Origin of the sequence: Oligella ureolytica DSM 18253, assembly GCF_000373745.1 — a bacterium.
Classification (GTDB): Bacteria; Pseudomonadota; Gammaproteobacteria; order Burkholderiales; family Burkholderiaceae_B; genus Oligella; species Oligella ureolytica.
The window spans coordinates 1-18,915 of record NZ_KB892289.1 but is presented as its reverse complement, the minus strand read 5'-3'; the positions used below and the strand labels follow the sequence as shown (position 1 = coordinate 18,915).

Genomic DNA, 18,915 nt, shown 5'->3' with positions numbered 1-18,915 from the left:
CATAACACCGCCCTAGTCTCTCGGCTCTGCCGAGAGACATCGTTATGACTTCTAAATTTAATGCTCGACGCGCGCTCTTTGTGCTCACCTTATGCATGTTAGGCTATCTTTTGTGGCCACAAGAGCGAGTAAAAATTTCATTTGAAGATAGTTTTTGTTATTTAGAAGACACTACATTTATTTTGCACTGGCGACATTCTGTCGAACTTCAAGACTGGCAAGAGTATTATCAATTATCTTCGGGAAATTTATTTCTAAGCGCTAGCTACATGCAAACCTTCGGTGCAGGCACCCCTTCTTCTGGTAACGTGATTGAAGCACCTGAAGGCTATGTCGGTTTAGCGTCAGAAGTCGTTTTACCCTCACTGCATTGGATCGTCTCACGCAATATGCAGGGTAAACTAATAACCTCCAATGGCACCTGGACTATTTATAACCAAGTGCCTGATTACACTGAAATAACAATTCAACCGTCACGAGTGGCACGTATTATTTTCTGGTTAGGAAACAACTGTTATGACTATGGATACTTCTCAGACGACTACCACGAGCAGTCAGAAAATTCTTGAGAAATTTGACCGAGAATCGGTAACTCGCAATCCGGGTAACCAAGCTGTCCGCATACTCATCGCCTGCACAGCGGCCTTTTATTCTCTATTTCACCTTTATATTACCTTTTACCCCATGCCGACATTGCTGACCCGAGCGATTCACGTCGGCGTTGGTGCTGCTTTAATCTTTTTAGTTTATCCACCTGCAAAGTCCAGCAGTCGCTCTAAAATCATCTGGTTTGATTGGCTCTGGGTCGCCGCCGCTTTGGCTAGCATGTTCTATTTAATCGTCCAATATCAAAACATTATGACCATCCGTGGCGGTATTCCTAATACCACCGATATTGTAATGGCGATATTGACTGTTATTGTTGTGTTAGAAATGGGCCGTCGTATCACGGGATGGATTCTGCCTATATTTGCGCTTATCTTTCTGAGCTACCCTTTTTATAGTCACATGCGATTTGTGCCTGATCGCTTAGCAACACGCCTCTATGATTTGGGTGATATTTTTGGTCAACTCTATCTCAAAACTGAAGGTCTTTACTCAACAGCGATAGGTGCGTCAGTCAGCTTTATTTTCTTATTTATTCTGTTTGGTGCATTCTTAGCGCGTTCGGGCATGGGCCAGTTATTTAACGACTTAGCCCTTGCATTGGCAGGAAGTCATCAAGGTGGACCAGCCAAAGTAGCGGTTATTTCCAGCGGCTTCATGGGCAGTATTAATGGCTCAGCTGTCGCCAACGTTGTCGGAACCGGTGCTTTTACCATTCCTCTAATGAAAAAAATAGGTTATAGCCGTAACTTCGCCGGTGCCGTCGAGGCCAGCGCCTCGATTGGCGGGCAAATACTCCCGCCCATCATGGGGGCCAGTGCCTTTATTATGGCAGAAACAACCGGTGTTAAATACAGTACCATTGCGCTAGCGGCGTTGATACCTGCGTTATTATATTACTTCGGCGTGCTCGCCCAAGTACACTTCCGTGCCGGTAAAGATGATCTTAAAGGTGTTCCAAAAGCTGATTTACCTCGTGTTAAAGAGGTCATGAAAGCGCGTGGCCATATGCTGTTCCCTATCATCGCACTGGTTGTCATGCTAGCTAAGTCTATTCCAATCGGTTATGCCGCCGCCTATACGATTGGCATTACGGTGCTTGTCAGTTGGATCCGTCCGGAAACTCGCATGGGTATCAAAGATATTTTTGCTGCACTACAAGACGGGGCTAAACAATCTCTCTCGGTCATGGCGGCATGTGCTGTCGTCGGCATTGTGATTGGTGTGGTTAACTTAACCAGCTTTGGTAATGTCATGACCTCACTGATTGTTTCACTGGGTTCCGGTTCGCTATTCCTCACCTTGATTCTAACAATGATTGCTTCAATGATTCTAGGTATGGGTCTACCATCTATCCCTGCCTATATTATTACAGCAACCATGGTTGCTCCGGCGTTAGCAACCTTTGAGGTACCAGTCATTGTGGCACACTTATTTGTGTTCTATTTTGGTATTTTTGCCAATATTACGCCACCAGTGGCTTTAGCATCTTTTGCCGGAGCGGGTATTGCGGGTGGTGACCCAATGAAAACAGGGTTTTTATCACTAAAATTAGCATTAGCCGGATTTATCGTACCTTTCATGTTCGTGTACAACCCGGATATGTTGATGTTAGACACCAGAGAGATCGTGGTGACAGCTCGCGAGTTTGCTAAACCACATTGGTTCAATATCGCATCGGTTGCAGTGACTGCCCTTGTCGGTGTCACCGCCTTATCTGCAGCTTTAGAAGGTTACTTCAAAACACATATAGCCGTTTGGCAACGTATCCTCATGGCCGTCGGTGGTTTGATGCTCATCATCCCTGAAACAGTGACGGATATTATCGGTATTGTGATTGTTGCTGCTCTTTTTGCTCTCAATATCATGCGAGCAAAACGTCAAAGTACAACAGCCGTGGCCTAACTATAACTAATTAGACGAGACGCCTAATATATCAATCACAAGCAAAAAGCCAGTCACTGTTAATTTAAGTGACTGGCTTTTTTGTGGTTCAAATAGATGACTTACTTAGCTTTTCGTTGATCTGGTCTTAAGAACACTAAGCTGTCTTCGGTAGAGGTGGCAGCATCATATGTATAACCCTCTAAATCAAAGTCTTTTAGACCATCTACTGTATCAATCTCATTTTCAATGGCATAGCGACACATCAAACCGCGCGCGCGTTTCGCACTAAAGCTAATGATTTTATAGACACCGTCACGCTCTTCTTTGAAAACACATTGAACAACAGGATAGTTAAGTGCATTTTTCTTAACCGCTTTAAAATACTCCTCGGAGGCCAAATTTACGACTACTTGATTCTTGTGATTGGCTAAACTCTGATTAATAAATTCAGCAAGTTGCGTATCCCAAAACTCATAGAGGTTTTTGCCCTTGTCTGTCTCTAAACGCGTACCCATCTCTAGACGATAAGGACGCATTAAATCCATCGGTCTTAGCACCCCATACAAACCACTCAGAATAAACACGTGCTCATTAGTCCATTCAAGCTGCGATTTAGTTAATGTGGGAGCTTCGAGACCCTCGTAGACGTCGCCATTAAAAGCCAGAATGGCCTGACGCGAATTGGTCTGGTCAAAGGTCGGCTCCCATTGGTGATAGCGTTCAACATTGAGTGCAGCCAAGCTCTCGCTAAGCTTCATCAAATCAGCGATGTCTTGCTCAGTTTTGGTTTTTAACACCTCGATCAACTCAACCGCTTGCTCGACAAATAGCGGCTGCTCAAAGGGATAATCAGCCGCCAACGGGCTGTCGTAATCCAATTTCTTTGCTGGTGAAAGTAAAAATAACATGTATAAAATCCTTTGCTTACTAAGCTAAATGATTTGTGCTGCCTAAGCGTTTGGCACCAACACCTCAAGGCCGCCCATATAAGGTCTTAATACCTCAGGGATAACAATACTGCCGTCAGCTTGTTGGTAATTCTCCATGACAGCAACAAGCGCACGACCAACTGCCACACCGGAACCATTTAGCGTATGGACAAATTCGTTTTTGCCTTGGCTAACGCGATAACGAGCATTCATACGACGGGCTTGGAAAGCCTCTGTATTGGAGCAAGAAGAGATCTCGCGCCAAGTATTTTGTGAAGGTACCCACACCTCAATATCGTATGTTTTGGCAGCACCAAAACCCATATCACCGGTACAAAGGGTAATCACACGATAAGGTAATTTTAATAGCTGCAAGACCTTTTCTGCATGAGAGACCATCGCCTCCAGAGCATCATAGGAAGTATCCGGATGCACGATTTGCACCATTTCCACTTTATCAAATTGGTGCTGACGAATCATACCCCGTACATCACGCCCCCCACTACCGGCCTCAGAACGGAAGCACGGTGTATGAGCTGTCAGACAGATTGGTAACTCCGCAGTATCTAAAATCTCATCACGTACGGAATTGGTTAAGCTGATTTCAGACGTAGAAATTAAGAATAACTCTTCTTTTGTCTTTTGCTCTTCGCTCGCTTCCTCATCGTCACCACCTTTGGTAACCCAGAACATATCATCTTTGAATTTAGGTAATTGACCGGTACCGTAAAGAGAGGCTTTGTTAACGATATACGGTGTATAACACTCCTCATAACCATGCTCAGAGGTATGCAAGTTAAGCATGAATTGCGCTAGGGCACGGTGTAAGCGAGCAACGCCCCCTTTCATAAAGCTAAATCGTGAACCTGATAACTTCACCGCCATCTCAAAATCCAAACCCAGCTTTTCACCTAAGCTCACGTGATCCGCCACCTCAAAACCCAAGTCTGCAGGAATCACATCCGCTGCGACAAAGTCCTGCTCAGGAAGCCAACGACGTACCTCAATATTATCGTTTTCATCCGCACCGACCGGCACTGAATTGTGCGGTAAGTTAGGGGTCGACATCAGGATATCATTAAGCTCTTCGCGTAGAGTGGCAAGCTCCTCCTCCATCCCCTTGAGTTGTTCAGGAATGGCTTTGGACTTTGCCATGACATCGGACGCGTCAAGACCTTGGGATTTTAACTTGCCGATTTCTTTGGCAAGTGTATTGCGACTGGCTTGAAGATTTTCCGTCTGCACCTGTAATTCCTTGCGTCGTGCTTCCAATTCATTGAAACGAGCCACGTCAAATTCAACTCCTCGACGAGCCAAGGCGCTCACAACACTATCTAAGTCTTTGCGTAACAATCCGAGATCTAGCATTTACATTCTATCCATTGAGTGATTATCTAATACAGTGATTCTTAGTTGCTTAAGTATCCTAACTAAAGCCTAATTATAACAAGGCTAACACCTTAGTGAGGTATAAAAAGAAACCCCCAAGCAGCGGATCTATTATGTTCCGATTGCTGGGGGTTGCTGGTTGTATCATGCACATTAGCCCTAGCTAGCGCCAGGCCATGCGCACGATATCAATGACAGATTAAATTGTTTTTTGATACAAATCACCGGCAGCATACAACGCAGCCATCTCATCTAAAGAAATCGGCTTGATTTTAGAGGCATGACCGGCAGTACCAAACGCTTCGTAGCGCGCAATACAAATTTGCTTAGCGGCTTCACGCGCAGGCTTATTAAACTCACGTGGGTCGAATTTTGACGGATTTTCGGCTAAGAAACGACGCACCGCAGCAGTCATTGCCAAACGAATATCGGTATCGATATTGACCTTGCGAACGCCATGCTTGATGGCTTCTTGAATCTCTTCGACCGGTACACCGTAAGTTTCTTTCATATCACCACCAAACTCACGAATCTCAGCCAGCAACTCCTGAGGTACGCTAGAACTACCGTGCATCACTAAGTGAGTATTAGGTAAACGCTCGTGAATTTCTTTGATTCGCTGAATTGATAGGATATCGCCGGTCGGCTTGCGCGTGAATTTGTACGCACCATGACTCGTACCAATGGCAATGGCCAAGGCATCAACCTGCGTACGCTTAACAAAATCGACGGCTTGCTCAGGGTCGGTCAATAACTGATCAAGAGTTAATGTACCCTCAGCACCGTGACCGTCCTCTTTGTCGCCTTGCATTGTTTCTAACGAACCGAGGACCCCTAATTCACCCTCAACACTGACGCCGAGCTTGTGAGCCATCTCAGTGACCTGACGGGTTACGTCAACGTTGTACTCGTAATCAGCCACGGTCTTGCCATCGGCTTCTAACGAACCATCCATCATCACACTACTAAAGCCCAAATCAATCGCACCACGACAGACATCCGGTGACTGACCATGGTCTTGGTGCATGACGACCGGGATCTCAGGATAGGACTCAACAGCTGCTTGAATTAAGTGCTTGAGAAAGCCCTCTCCGGCATACTTACGAGCACCGGCAGAAGCCTGCATAATGACCGGGCTATCAGTTTCTTTAGCGGCTTCCATAATTGCCTGAACCTGCTCTAAGTTATTTACGTTAAAAGCAGGAATACCATAACCATGCTCAGCAGCATGATCCAATAACTGACGCATAGAGACTAATGCCATCAAATTCTCCTAAACAAATTTAAATAGTAATGATTCTTAACTAGGGTAATTTTAGCACGTTGATAAAACGCATATGCCGATTAACTACAAGCTAAACATGATAACGGCGGTTTTCTAAGCAAGGCAGAATCTCCCGTACTTTATGCACTCGTTCTTTGGTGAGCGTCTGTATGATCAACCCCGGTTCCTCACCTGCTCCGGCCAGTATCGCCCCCATCGGGTCAATGATCATGCTTTGACCGATATTTTTTGGTCCGGTTTGACCACAGGCTAACACATAGCAGGTATTTTCAATCGCACGGGCACGAGACAAAACCTCCCAATGGCTTTCTTTGTAAGGGCCGGCTAACCAAGCAGCACTTAGGGATAAGATATCTGCCCCGGCAACGGCAAGCTTTCGGGAGAGCTCCGGAAAGCGTAAGTCATAGCAGTTGACTAAGCCGATCGTAAAGTCATTCAGTTTAAATAAGCTGAGTTCACGATTATCAGGGTAAATCATTCCCGGCTGTACCTTATCTGATTCTTTAAAACTAAAGGCATCATAAAGATGTACTTTGGTATAACGACTTATTATCTCACCGTTTAAATCAATGGCCAGCAACTGATTAACCACGCGCTCATCTGCTGTCACCTCAGAAGCGCTTAATACGCCTACCACAATGGCAAAACTATGCTGTTGCGCAAGAGCTTGCATGAACTCAATGAAGGCCGGCGAATGCTCAGTCGCTATGGCTTGTAAGTCCGCTAGATCAGAGCTAAAAGAGCACATCGCAGCTTCGGGAAATACCAATAGCTCAACCCCTCGATCAGCAGCCTGCTGACTCAACTCGGATATATACTTTTTATTTTCCTCGATTTTATTCGTGCCCGGAAACTGCGCCACTGCGACTTTTAACGTAGCGTGAGTCATAAATAATTCTCCTAATCGCTTATCTTACTGAAATAACTACTTCATCTACTACCTTAGCATTTTCATCTTTTAGCGTAATACGATGAGTGCCCCGACGTGGTGACCAGAAGTTACCGGCACCATGACCTATATGAATATCATCAATATACCAGCTGATGGTATCTGCTCTAGGGTCTGCCGCCGGAATAGTGGCTTTTAAATACAGCTTTTGCGCATTACGCGGGATATCCGGATCCAACGCCAATATCGTCCCATCGATCGGCGCTTCTATTTTAAGACGAGTACTCGTGTAATGCTCTGTCGAGGTCAACGCCACGACCCGCTGCATTTCTGTTCCTTCTAAAAAATACTCCTGGCGCGGCGCTTCATCCACACCGACAAACTGAACTCTAGTCGCCACGACTTGCTTAGGCCTTAATGGTGCGTGAGAATCGCGCTGCTGATGCAGATAGCGCATCACATCACGCCAAATCGGACCTGCGCCGCTGACCCCCAGCACCTGCTGCATGCTGCGGCCATCGTTATTACCCACCCACACACCCACGGTATAGTGTTCAGACCAACCGACCGTCCAATTATCCCGCATATCTTTACTGGTACCGGTTTTGACCGCTGTCCAAAAAGGTGTCGTCAATACACTATCCAGTCCGAAGGTATAAGCTCTGGCTTGTCGATCAGACAGGATATCACCGATGATCCACACGGCTTCGGGTGAAAAAACTCGACGCTTCACCTCATCAACGAGCTCCTGCCGGTGCCACTGCACTTGGCTATACACGCCTCGATTTGCCAAGGTGCGATAGGCATTGGTCAGACTTAATAAATCCATATCTGCTGCGCCCAACGCTAAGCTATAGCCATAAAACTCACTATTTTTTTCTAAGGGCAAATCCATTTCTTTGAGCTTAGTATAAAAAGCACCTACCCCGAGGCTCACGATACTCCTAACCGCAGGGATATTAAGTGAAGACGCCAAAGCAACGCGCAAACTCACCCAACCGGCAAAACGCCGATCATGATTTTGGGGAATATATAAGCCCTCACCGGCTAATAAATTAATCGGCGAATCATTTAATAAACTGGCTGCGGTTAATCGTCGCTCATCGATGACTTGCGAATATAAAAAAGGCTTGAGGGTTGAGGCTACTTGTCGTGGGGCACGTACATGATCTACCTCTGCGGCGTGACTCATCGTAGCGGAAGAACCGATATAGGCTAATATATCGCCGCTATGATTATCTAAGACCACAACCGCCGCGTCCTGAACCGACTCATCACTTAATTCCCTCAGGTGCGATGTGATCACTGCTTGACTGTGTCTTTGTAAAGCAGCGTCAAGGGTTGTTTGAACTGCCTTCTTGTCGTTGAGGTTGGCCCATTGTCGGGCATATCGTGCGATGTGTGGCGCATCATGATGACGGTCCAATACCTCAGGATGTGGCAAATGCAAATAGTAGCTGACAAAATAAGCTAAGCCATTGCACTGAGCAGCATGATTCATTTTCTCTAATAAATCACAGCTGCGCTCAGTTAAACGCTCCATTGGCGCATTCGGTGCACGAGCCATTGCAGCTAAAAGAGCTGACTCACGAGGATTGAGGCCAAAGGCATATTTACCATAAAAGACCTCTGCAGCCGCTGATAAACCAACCACCTCCCCTCTAAACGGCAACAGGTTAATATAGGCTTCAAGTATCTCTTCTTTGGACCACGACGCTTCTAATGCCAAAGCGGCGGCTAATTGATACCACTTTTGCTCATAGCTGCGAACACCTTGGGCTTGCAGAGTTGAATTAAGCATGGAGGCCAACTGCATAGAGATTCCGGAGGCACCGCCACGCCCCATCGTTGTCGGTTCCGACGGGCTAATAAGCCCTTTTACCTTATCCAATAAATGGTATTGTGTCGCATTAAATAAAGCCCACCAATCAACACCCCGATGTGCATAAAAACGCTTATCCTCTGAAATGAGAATAGCTTCAATAAAACTAGGTGATACCTCACTCAGCGATAGCCATTCACCTCGTCGCATCGTAAAATCTTGGCGAATTTTATCAAGAACAAAACCCTGCCGATCCAAGACGTTGATATAAGAGGAGTCAGCAGCCGTACGCGTATCGACAAAGCTTGGCATCTTGTCAGGGGCAGACTGCTGCAATACCACCCGTCCGATCACCAAGCCTATACCCACGCACAGGCCAAAGCCCAACAGGCCATAGGCTCCATACCTTAATGCGCGTTTTGACTTAGAGGCAACGCCCTGTATCCTGGTGCTTATCATGTGACATTAGCTACTTCGCAAACACGTTAAACACGTCGCTATTTGGCCATTCACCATACACATCCGGATTGTACAAGGCCTCAACGCGTGTCGGCGGTAAGTTAAACTCTCCTGAATGATTCAATCGCACCGTATATTCAAGTGTTGTTTCTCCCTGATCGAGATAGTCATAATATACTTTATAACTATCGCTGCCACGTTCGACAAAGCTTGGCCAACGTTGCCAGTCATCATAAGAATCCTTACCCTCCTCCTGATTATCAGTAGTCGTTTGCGCAGACTGCGCTTGTAAAATGGCACTGTCACGACCTAGGCCTGAACCTAAAATGGTCGCACCGCTAGGGATAGGGTCATTAAGAACAACCCACGTCATTGGTGAATTAGCCTGAATCGTTAGCTGCACTTTGTAAACATCGCCCTGCGTCCATTGACCCTCTATTTGCTGAACCACGGGCAAGACCTGACGATCTAACTGATAGCCGGCATAGCTCGCTTCAACTAATGGAACTGCCGCATGCGCGCTGACAGTAGCCCACAAACTACCTTCACCAACAAAATCTAAACTTAGTTGATTGTCCTCTTTACTTGCCCAAGACAACGGTTCAAGCTTTATCACGTCATTGTCGACAAAACTCTCTGCCGTTATTTCTGCCCGCAATGACTCGACTGCCTCACTATCTGATGTGACATGATTCAACGCGGCTTCAAACTGCCCGACCGGAGTCACTACTTCATGAGTCAGTGCATAGTGCTTCATGGCTAGCTTAGCGTAAGTATTGGCAACCGTCGTTCCCCAGTGACCGCTATCCAGTTGTAGACTCACCAGGCCTTTTAATAAATAAGGAATATCTGCCGACCAGCTCTCATCATCGGCCACGACAAAGAGTAATTTAGCGAGATTGGCTTCACGACTATACATATTCCACCAGGTATTGCTTAAGTCATTAGACTGCGGAACCAGTAATTGCCCTTCTCGACTTAATACAGTCAATAAATTAGCTTTTGCCTCATTGGCAATTTGAGCCATTGCTGGATCCTCTATGCGCTTGGCAATGATTAACCAATTAATCCAATCACTCATCGTCCATTGATCGTGTTGCTCATAAAATGAGAGCGCGGCACCTGATGTTATTTGACCGTATTCGGCTAAGGCCGTCAGCGCAGCTAATCGGCTACTCCAGCGCCATAATTCTTGAGGATATGGGTGGTTCACACGCCCTTCAAACGACGCCTCCAAGCCCCTTAGCATACGCTCTTTATACTCTGTCGGAATGTCAAAGTTGAGACCAATACGCTGACTATGAACCGCCAGACTGAGCAAATGGGCTGTTAAGTTTGTATCGCCCTTAATCCTCGCACTAGGAAAATATTTCACCAGCCCCTGAGAATCCAGGTACTGCGGTAACTCCAGCATCAGATTGTCCCACGCTTTTTGATCATCCAAGCCCACTGCAATTGCAGCCAATTGCTCATAGCACGTGTAGGGATAACTGGCAAACCACTGCCTTAACTCATCACTTTGCCCCAATAAACTGCTTTGCAGCTGCACTGTCACACCACCGAGAGGCTGCCCATCCAGCGCTAAAGCCCGATCAGGCAAGCCCAAACTCAGGGTGCCAGTCGCGGCTGTACCGTCAAGTTGTAACATCGTCGACTGACGTACCGTGATTGGAACTAAGGGCTGCAATTTCTGAGTGACATGGATACGATCACCCAACGCCATCGCTTCATTCGCTTCAGTCACTTGCTCTATAGCAAAGAAATCCCAATTAATCACTTCCTTAGCATCATCCACCAAAGAATCAGCCACATGATGAGTTGACTGCGCAGCGATATCGACGGGCCAAGTAATGGTTTGTGACTGCTTTGCACCCAGGCTAATCTTTTGATTACTTAAGGTTTTATTTAAAGCACCACGACTACTGCCCCCAACGACAACGTCCAATACTCTGTCGGTGGTATTGCGTAGGGTCAGACTTAAATCATATCTATCCTGCTCACGTACCATTGTCGGTAGACCGGAAATCAGCTGCAAGTCTTTTGCACTACTAAACTCAGCTTGCGCCTCAGCAAAACGATCCACCCCATAGTCACCTACAGCAATCACCTTGAAGCGGGAAATACTGTCATTGAGCCTGATAGGGATCGTAGCCTCACCATTGGCATCCAATTCGATTGATGGATGCCATAACAATAAGGTATCAAATAGTTCTCGCGTACTGCCTTGCTTAGAAAAATCAGCGGCTGCCCCACCAGCAGCGACCGCCTTGCGTCCGTAGTGACGGCGCCCGACGACTTCGGATTGAGCCGTTGCTGTGGTCACGCCATACCCTCGCTCGCGTCGCATGCCGTCAATGATATGAGCGCTATTATGTTCAGCTAACTCTAACAACGCTTCATCAACAACTGCTAAGGCAACCGATGCTCTGGAGGCCGGCGTGCCATCCTGCAAGACCCCTTTAATCTTAGCAGTGGCCGTTTCTCTTAATTGATAGCTATCTTGGTCAAGCGTAATTTGCAAATCAAACTGCTTATCCGGATCGTCAATCTTAAGCTCCGCAATGCCGTAGCGAAAACTAGGCTTATTTAAATCAATTAAACCGTTAATTCGATCCCGTGTCTCATTTGTATCCGCCTCGGTCACACGCCCGCGCACCGCTATAACTGAGACATATACATTAGGGTACCAATAACTATCTACCTCAATACGAATATTAGGATCGTCAGCGCTTAGCTCATGCACTTGTGTCTCTAAGATACCGGCGCGCTCAATTGCCACTAAGGCCGTCGCCTTTTGGAACGGCATACGTACCTGCAAGGTAGCCGTATCACCCGGCTGATAGCTCTTACGATCAGCTACGATATCAATACGATCGTGATCGGCCGAACCCAACCAACCCCAACCGCTAAAATACGCACTCTGCTTATTAGAGACGAGACGACCTTGCTTATCTTCAGCCGTTGCTAAAAACGTGATACTACCTTTAAATTGCTCGTTTACCTCGCATGAAAACTTACCTTCTGCGTCTGTTTGACCCTCACAGACCTGTGCCAATTCTTCGGTTTGCTGCTTGCTGTCATAACTATAAAAACCGCCCACTAGACGCTTACGCACGGCAAAATAATGTGTTTGTAATGCTCGGATACTCACCAGATGATTAGCTAGTGCGCTACCACTTGCATCAAGCAATACAAGGTCAATATGTGCTGACACATCCCCCTGATCAAAACTGTCAACCTGCATCCCTATCGCCAAATCGGCAGGCCAGAGCACCGCACTCTGTTGTATCGTTTGAAGCTCACCATTGGGGTCCATAAAGCTATTTTCAACACGCACTCTAGAGACGTTTTTGATCGATGGAGTATCCTCGATCACTAAATGACCACGGCCCTGCTCATCAAGCGCTAAGGCGTGTTGCTTTAAAAAAATTCTGTCCGTTTGTGGCTCCTCCTCGACAGCTAAGGGGTCTTCACCCGGCAACGTCGCTGCAAACTGATAATCAGGATACTGCTTAAAACGTAACGCCGTATCACCAATCATGGCGGACACATCCGTATTCCAATTGCCGGCGGCTCCGCCACTAATATAGTTTAATTGTAAATCGACAGTTAATGAGTCAGGGGCAACTAATGAACTCGCTTGTCCATCTGCCGTTAACTGCATGGAACCGGTCAAAAACGGTACTTTAAACTCCTCCACCCTAAAGGTCTGGGCACTTTGCAGCACCTCTTTGCCTTGACGCAAATAGCTGACACCGTAGCGTCCTAATTTTGCCCCCTTTGGTAAACTCCAATAAGTCGTCGCACTCAGCCCACCGCTCGGTGAAGGAAGCCATTGCACATTAAAATCATAGTGATCGCCACTCCCCTGATGAGTCACTCGAATCCTATCCGGCAATTCACTGCTTCGAGGAAGTGCTAAATCATACCTATCCAGAGCACGCAAATAATGCTTCATCGCAACCAATTGGCCCCGTTGATATAAAGGACGGTCAAAGAAACTGTGCTCTACCAAACGACCACGATCACTGTCACGATAAAGATAATTGCTCAGATTAAAGCGCCACGGTTCGATGCCATCTGTCCAACTGCTCAACGCAAAACTATACTGCTCGACTCCTTGCGCTGCCGGATGCTCCTGATCAATGCTTGCTGAAACAAAATAATCACCGATATCTGAGCCATAACAAGCCTCTGTACTTTCTAATGCTTGAGATAAATAAAGACGACCCTGTTCGTCAGTCACTCCACTATGCAACAGCTTCGCCTGGCAACTTGAAATATTCACCGTCGCATTGGCGACCGGTTCACCCGTATCCAAGCGCGTCACCCAAACCAAAAAGTTCTCAGCACTGTATTTGATATGTACAGCAAGATTCGTCACCAACGCCGTTGTACGCACATACATCAGGTCATTCTCGTCAGCCAGTAAGGCGCCACCCAGCGTGGGCGAGCTGAGTTCTAAGACATAGAAACCACTCCGCTCCAAAGGAATCCCGATGACCTGCGCATCGCCACCCTCCATACTCGCCATCTGCGGTAGTTTAACCTGTTGTAAATCTGCTTGCTCCGCACTGAAAATAGACATAGAACGGGTATCCACCGTCGGTGTGTCTTGATTCCCCCAGCGCACCTCGCCCCGGTCAGTCATAATATCTTGAAGCGCCGTCGTATCGACAGTACGTTCATCTAAACGTGAAAAGCGTGTGAGCCATCGCATCACCTCGATATCATTTTTGGTGCTTAAGCTATTTAAATAATTAGCCTCACTTTGCTGATCGCGCGCTAAGCGACGCTGCGTCACCGGAATCACCGCAACCGCCTCGTCAGCCTCTTCAAACAGCTCATAAATCCCAAAGGCCTGCTTAGCAAACTTGGCCAATGGCGGAAACTCATCTAAGGTAAAAGGCTGACTCACATCCGCCAGATTAGCGAGTTTACGATCTAAATCATCATGGAAGCCTTCGGCTACCTGCAACTGTAGCTCCGCTTGCTCCGGGAAGGGACCGCTAAACACTGCTTCATTGGCAATGTTGCTGTCATAACCGTCACGTTCACCTGTCGTATCCGGTGCCCGCCACTCACCATTAACACGTAAACGCAGTTGCTTTAGTTGCTCGGTATCCACCAAGGCATTAAATCCAATCTGAATATCTGATAGCGGCATGCAGGGGGCGCCCTGGCGTAATCGTTGACAACGAATCTGAGCTTCAAAAGGAGCCCTCACTTGATACTCAAAACGTGCTGTTTTACCTAAGCGATGCTCAAACTCCGTGCTTAAATCCGCCCCCAACACCAACGACATTTCTGCATCGGTCGGCAATCGACGCCCGCAATGCACCACCTTAGTCCAGTCAGGATTGTCACGACTCCATACCATGTCCAGGTAAGGTTCAGCCTCAGACGCTGCCAAAACCCTGAGCGGCAAGCGCTCGCCTACGCCGTCAACGGCGCAATAGCCATGCTGCTCCAGTTGCTCATCAGGCACCACTCCATTAAACGTCAAAATAAACCGCTGATCTTCATTGATCGGCTCACTCCCCGGCCAAGGTCTCGCTCTGACATGTAGACTACCGGTAGTAAAGGTATATTGACTGTCTTCTAAACGCTCACCATTAAGGTCACTAAACTCAGGATTGCTGCGTATTAGGCAGTTTTGAGGTTCAACAATCGCGTCTGCAAAATCATATTGCCAGATACGATTATCAGGCCATTTGCCCGAGCCCTCAACGCGAGCACCTTCACATTCCACGACAAAAGGATCTGCCACCTCACTGCCGAGCTGCATCACCTCCTGATCAAAACCGATCCGTACAAAATCTGCTTTAGCGACGGTATCTGACGGCACAACAGTCGTGACAGCAGGCTGAGCACCAGCTGCGCCACCCAACATGGCTACTCCGAAAAAGGCAAAAAGAGATAATCGACACGACAGTGATTTGAAGCGTTTTGACATAACAGCTCCTGAAAATAGAGAAATGTGCGCTGAATAGGAGGAAAGCTTTTTCTATGTTATTAAAAAAACAAGTAGATAGCTAGCTAATGCATGAAAAAAAGCCCTAGATGGTGTTCATTTGATCTAGGTCCTTGTGCACCTAATTCCGCCTGATTAAACTGTTCTTATAAGGTTTACGGCTACCAACTGACGTTTTTTCTTATATGAGGATAGTTACTATGACACGAATTTTTATAGCACCAAGCAAATACATCCAAGGCCCGGGCTTACTCAAAAAACTCGAGCAATACACGGCAAATGCAGGTGACGGTAAACCCTATCTTTTAGTAGACAGCTTCATCGCTGAAACCTATAAAGCAGACATTATCAGCAGCTATGAAGAAAAAAATGTCGCCTATCATTTTGAAGCCTTTGGTTCTGAAAGCTCCCAAACTGAAATCCAAAAGCACCTGGACAAAATTAAAGAAGACAGCTACTCAGTGATTGTCGGCATTGGTGGCGGAAAAACCATTGATACAGCTAAAGCCATTGCACACCATTGCAATTTACCGGTGTATGTTGCACCCACCGCCGCTTCAACCGATGCACCAACTTCAGCCTTATCTGTTATCTATACGGATGAAGGTGAATTTGACCATTACTTATTTTTAAAAACCAACCCTAGCGCCGTCATTGTGGATGAAGAACTCATTGTCAATGCGCCGGTAAGGCTCTTTGTTGCCGGCATGGGTGATGCGCTAGCGACTTATTATGAAGCTGACGCGCATAGTCGCTCTCACTCAACGACAATGGCCGGCGGTCTTGCCACGCAAGCCGCTCTGGCACTAACCCGATTGTGTTTACGCGTACTTTTAGAAGATGGCCTAAAAGCCTCTAAAGCCGTAGAAGCCAAAGCACTGACTAAAGCAGTCAGCAATGTCATTGAAGCTAACACTCTCCTATCCGGCTTAGGCTTCGAGAGTGGTGGCATCGCCGGGGCTCATGCGATTCATAATGGCATGACCGCTATCCCTGAACTGCATGATTTATTGCATGGTGAAAAAGTTGCTTTTGGCGCACTAACTCAAATGGTCTTAGAAAACAGACCTCTTGACGAAATTGATGAAATTATCGGTTTTTGTCAAGATGTCGGCTTACCTACTAGCTTTGAAGAACTGGGTATTCCGGATGTGAGCAGAGAGCAGTTATTAGAAGTCGCTAAAATCGCTAATAGCGAGAATGACACCATGTCCTCTATGGGCTTTAAGGTGAGTGACGAAGATATCGTTGCCGCTATGTATTCACTTGACAGCTTATCCAAGCAAGGGGACTGGTTTGACGAATAGTTTAGAAAAATCACTGCTGTCTTAAGATTAAAGCCCCGCTACGGTACTGTATTGGGGCTTTAATACATAAGAAGCTAAGTCAGACAAAGATCAAAATGACTGCAAGATCTGCCATGCCTGTTCAAAGCGCTTGGCCTTTAAATCCTCTGTTCGGATCCAGAAATACAATGTCCCGTCATTAGCCCAATGAACATCATCTTCATCATAACTTGAGATTTGAAATAGTAGCTGCCAGTCAACGCGTCCGGGAGCCAGCTCGACCACCCTCGGATCATTAATAAGCTCAGCAGAACCACAAGATAGATTATTGCGTACTAATTCACACTGCAACTCCATCCCCTTTTGGATGTTCTTAGAATGGCCAAGCAACTTATGATCTACCTCTAATTCTAATTCATCGATTAGGTCTAAGTAGCGCTCATACTTATCATCTGTCAGCGGATAATCAATTAACCAACTACTGTATTCAAGTAAACAGTTTGTCCAGCATTGCCCCAGTCCTTCTCAAGATTCCCCGTGACCATCTTAATACGCAACTATGACAATTTGACTAAGACACCGGGCTGTTAAACTAGAGTAATGAGGTCAGCTCGTTTTTATATTCAGCCACACTGGCAGACTTTTCAAGTGGCAGCTCTTTTTGCTGTTGCTCTAACTCATTAAGAATCAAGATAGCTAAGTGTATTGCTTCTTCCTCTATTCCCTGTAAATCTTGGTCAAAATTGAGCCCCGGAATCACTTGATCCATCGCTAAGCCCAAGCACCAGTTTTCTAAAAATTCAGTTAAATCAATACGCTTAATCTCAAAATCCTGCCACTCAGCGGCTTGACAGCGCTCAGCACGTTGCTCTGAAGACCAAAGGCACAAGACCGCACAATCCTCTCCGTCATCATCACTAAAATCCATGGAGGCACACAACGCATTTACATTGGTCTCTTCGTGATGCAGCACAAACACCGCTTCATTTTCAACCACTTCCTGAAGAAATTGATTGAGCTCTTCGTTACTATCTATTGAATAATTTTCCATTCTATTTTTACCTATTTAATGTCATGTCGGTCGATTTTGTTGATTAACTGATTCCAATAACGAACAGCTTGAATATGTTGCTCTCGAGCTAGAAATGCCTTATTGGATATATCCTCAGGATCTCCCCCTAAGATAACAGGCTTAATGTCAAAAATCTCCCTTCCTAGCAAGCGATTTTTTTCTTTACGTCTTAGTTCAAAATAACGACTCATCTAAACTACCCATTTTATCCAACAATTCATAGAAGCTATCGGCAATGCAATGCGCATATTTTAGCTCCATCCCTACAAAAGGAAGTTGAACAATTTTATAGGGGTGAGTACGAGTATCAAAGCCAAAGGCTTCGCCGCCACCATTGGAACCAAACAAAAATATCCCCGGTGCATACTCCGCTACTTGATAGTCATGGTTGTACGGTCCAAGCTCCTCAGCCTTCCACAAAATCAAATAGTTCTCACCGATAAAACCCTCCCCCCCATTGGCTTCCTTTAAAAATAAAATGTAATCTGATCCTAGTCAAAAAAGTGGACATTCACCCCCTCTAAAGCGTATGCTTATTTCACAGGAGAAATTAACATGCCCAAACGCTTTAGTCCAGAATTTAAACAGCAAGCAGTAAGCTATGCCTTAGCCAATAGCGATCAATCGATTGCGGCCTTAGCGAAACATTTAGGCATAGGTGAATCTACCTTGGACCGTTGGGTGCGTCAACAGCATGGCGGCACCAGTAAGCGCCCCTTATCGACAGAACAAGAGAGAATTCGCCTCTTAGAGAAAGAAGTATTGGAGCTCAAACAGGCCAATGAAATCTTAAAAAAGGCGCACGTGTACTTTATCAAAAATCCAAGTCGCTAAGGTACACGTTTATTATGGAGAACTTGGGGCATTATCCGCTAGCTCTGCTGCTAAGTGTCTTGTCCGTGAGCCGCTCAGGTTTTTACGCCTGGCGTCAACGTGCCGTGAGATCCTCAGCTTTACAACAAGCGGTACATCAGGAATTTATGAAACATCGCTCACGTGCAGGTGCACCTACGATTGTTCATGATGTTCAAGCGCAAGGGTTTAAGGTCTCTGAACGTACCGTAGGACGTTGCTTACAGCGACAAAATTTACGCTGTAAGATTGCACGTAAGTTCAAGGTGACCACCGATTCAGANCATCGCTTACCCGTTGTTCCTAATCATCTAAACCGTCAATTTACGGTGAGCCAACCGAATAAAGTATGGGTGACTGACATTACGTATATTTATACGCAAGAAGGTTGGCTCTATCTCTGCGTGATGTTAGATCTATTTAGTCGCCGTATTGTTGGCTGGTCAACCAGCACACGAATTGATC

At 46.3% G+C, this 18,915-nt stretch carries 15 protein-coding genes; 5 read left to right on the top strand and 10 right to left on the bottom strand.

Annotation, left to right across the window (positions count from 1 at the left end):
• Window positions 1–44 precede the first annotated feature (44 nt).
• The gene (locus B092_RS0103825) at window positions 45–569 is read left to right on the top strand and encodes a DUF1850 domain-containing protein (RefSeq protein ID WP_018573922.1); all 525 of its coding nucleotides are present in this window, start codon (window positions 45–47) and stop codon (window positions 567–569) included.
• On the top strand, window positions 517–2,511 hold the full coding sequence (locus tag B092_RS0103820; protein WP_018573921.1) for a TRAP transporter permease: 1,995 nt from the start codon (window positions 517–519) through the stop codon (window positions 2,509–2,511). Before B092_RS0103825 ends, B092_RS0103820 begins: the two co-directional genes overlap by 53 nt.
• Before the next feature lie 101 nt (window positions 2,512–2,612).
• On the opposite strand, the gene yaaA is transcribed toward B092_RS0103820, so the two are convergent.
• The 6 genes from yaaA to B092_RS0103790 all read right to left on the bottom strand — a co-directional run bounded on the left by yaaA (window position 2,613) and on the right by B092_RS0103790 (window position 15,222).
• The gene (gene yaaA, locus B092_RS0103815; protein ID WP_018573920.1) at window positions 2,613–3,401 is read right to left on the bottom strand and encodes a peroxide stress protein YaaA; all 789 of its coding nucleotides are present in this window, start codon (window positions 3,399–3,401) and stop codon (window positions 2,613–2,615) included.
• A 42-nt stretch (window positions 3,402–3,443) separates the two neighbouring features.
• The gene (gene serS / locus B092_RS0103810) at window positions 3,444–4,790 is read right to left on the bottom strand and encodes a serine--tRNA ligase (RefSeq protein WP_018573919.1); all 1,347 of its coding nucleotides are present in this window, start codon (window positions 4,788–4,790) and stop codon (window positions 3,444–3,446) included.
• A 220-nt stretch (window positions 4,791–5,010) separates the two neighbouring features.
• On the bottom strand, window positions 5,011–6,075 hold the full coding sequence (gene fba, locus B092_RS0103805; RefSeq protein ID WP_018573918.1) for a class II fructose-bisphosphate aldolase: 1,065 nt from the start codon (window positions 6,073–6,075) through the stop codon (window positions 5,011–5,013).
• A gap of 91 nt (window positions 6,076–6,166) precedes the next feature.
• Window positions 6,167–6,985, bottom strand: coding sequence for a carbon-nitrogen hydrolase family protein (locus tag B092_RS0103800; protein ID WP_018573917.1), 819 nt, complete (start codon window positions 6,983–6,985; stop codon window positions 6,167–6,169).
• A gap of 19 nt (window positions 6,986–7,004) precedes the next feature.
• A complete protein-coding gene (gene pbpC / locus B092_RS0103795) occupies window positions 7,005–9,266 on the bottom strand; it encodes a penicillin-binding protein 1C (RefSeq protein WP_083907455.1) in 2,262 nt (753 codons plus the stop codon).
• Window positions 9,267–9,276: 10 nt separating this feature from the next.
• The gene (locus B092_RS0103790; RefSeq protein WP_040608108.1) at window positions 9,277–15,222 is read right to left on the bottom strand and encodes an alpha-2-macroglobulin family protein; all 5,946 of its coding nucleotides are present in this window, start codon (window positions 15,220–15,222) and stop codon (window positions 9,277–9,279) included.
• A gap of 218 nt (window positions 15,223–15,440) precedes the next feature.
• On the opposite strand from B092_RS0103790, the gene B092_RS0103785 reads away from it, so the two are divergent.
• Window positions 15,441–16,547, top strand: a complete 1,107-nt coding sequence (locus B092_RS0103785) for a glycerol dehydrogenase (protein WP_018573914.1) — start codon at window positions 15,441–15,443, stop codon at window positions 16,545–16,547.
• A gap of 90 nt (window positions 16,548–16,637) precedes the next feature.
• On the opposite strand, the gene B092_RS14930 is transcribed toward B092_RS0103785, so the two are convergent.
• The 4 genes from B092_RS14930 to B092_RS13600 all read right to left on the bottom strand — a co-directional run bounded on the left by B092_RS14930 (window position 16,638) and on the right by B092_RS13600 (window position 18,039).
• Window positions 16,638–16,985 (bottom strand): DUF1963 domain-containing protein, encoded by a 348-nt coding sequence (locus B092_RS14930; protein WP_255313370.1) that lies wholly within the window; start codon window positions 16,983–16,985, stop codon window positions 16,638–16,640.
• Window positions 16,986–17,118: 133 nt separating this feature from the next.
• Window positions 17,119–17,577, bottom strand: coding sequence for a DUF2750 domain-containing protein (locus B092_RS0103775; protein ID WP_018573912.1), 459 nt, complete (start codon window positions 17,575–17,577; stop codon window positions 17,119–17,121).
• Between the two features lie 11 nt (window positions 17,578–17,588).
• Entirely contained in the window at window positions 17,589–17,789 is a 201-nt protein-coding gene (locus tag B092_RS0103770; protein ID WP_018573911.1) for a hypothetical protein, read from the bottom strand.
• Window positions 17,773–18,039 carry a cell wall assembly protein gene (locus B092_RS13600; RefSeq protein WP_332299383.1) on the bottom strand — a complete coding sequence of 89 codons (267 nt, stop codon included), beginning with the start codon at window positions 18,037–18,039 and terminating at the stop codon, window positions 17,773–17,775. Before B092_RS13600 ends, B092_RS0103770 begins: the two co-directional genes overlap by 17 nt.
• Before the next feature lie 114 nt (window positions 18,040–18,153).
• On the opposite strand from B092_RS13600, the gene B092_RS0103760 reads away from it, so the two are divergent.
• Window positions 18,154–18,432, top strand: a complete 279-nt coding sequence (locus B092_RS0103760) for a transposase (protein ID WP_018573909.1) — start codon at window positions 18,154–18,156, stop codon at window positions 18,430–18,432.
• Between the two features lie 14 nt (window positions 18,433–18,446).
• On the top strand, window positions 18,447–18,915 hold a 469-nt coding region (locus B092_RS0103755), incomplete at its 3' end, for an IS3 family transposase (RefSeq protein WP_018573908.1).

Coding starts and splice junctions, on each gene's coding strand:
- B092_RS0103825 (WP_018573922.1), top strand. CDS start 45: ATGACTTCTAAATTTAATGCTCGACGCGCGCTCTTTGTGCTCACCTTA.
- B092_RS0103820 (WP_018573921.1), top strand. CDS start 517: ATGACTATGGATACTTCTCAGACGACTACCACGAGCAGTCAGAAAATT.
- yaaA (WP_018573920.1), bottom strand. CDS start 3,401: ATGTTATTTTTACTTTCACCAGCAAAGAAATTGGATTACGACAGCCCG.
- serS (WP_018573919.1), bottom strand. CDS start 4,790: ATGCTAGATCTCGGATTGTTACGCAAAGACTTAGATAGTGTTGTGAGC.
- fba (WP_018573918.1), bottom strand. CDS start 6,075: ATGGCATTAGTCTCTATGCGTCAGTTATTGGATCATGCTGCTGAGCAT.
- B092_RS0103800 (WP_018573917.1), bottom strand. CDS start 6,985: ATGACTCACGCTACGTTAAAAGTCGCAGTGGCGCAGTTTCCGGGCACG.
- pbpC (WP_083907455.1), bottom strand. CDS start 9,266: ATGATAAGCACCAGGATACAGGGCGTTGCCTCTAAGTCAAAACGCGCA.
- B092_RS0103790 (WP_040608108.1), bottom strand. CDS start 15,222: ATGTCAAAACGCTTCAAATCACTGTCGTGTCGATTATCTCTTTTTGCC.
- B092_RS0103785 (WP_018573914.1), top strand. CDS start 15,441: ATGACACGAATTTTTATAGCACCAAGCAAATACATCCAAGGCCCGGGC.
- B092_RS0103775 (WP_018573912.1), bottom strand. CDS start 17,577: ATGGAAAATTATTCAATAGATAGTAACGAAGAGCTCAATCAATTTCTT.
- B092_RS0103770 (WP_018573911.1), bottom strand. CDS start 17,789: ATGAGTCGTTATTTTGAACTAAGACGTAAAGAAAAAAATCGCTTGCTA.
- B092_RS0103760 (WP_018573909.1), top strand. CDS start 18,154: ATGCCCAAACGCTTTAGTCCAGAATTTAAACAGCAAGCAGTAAGCTAT.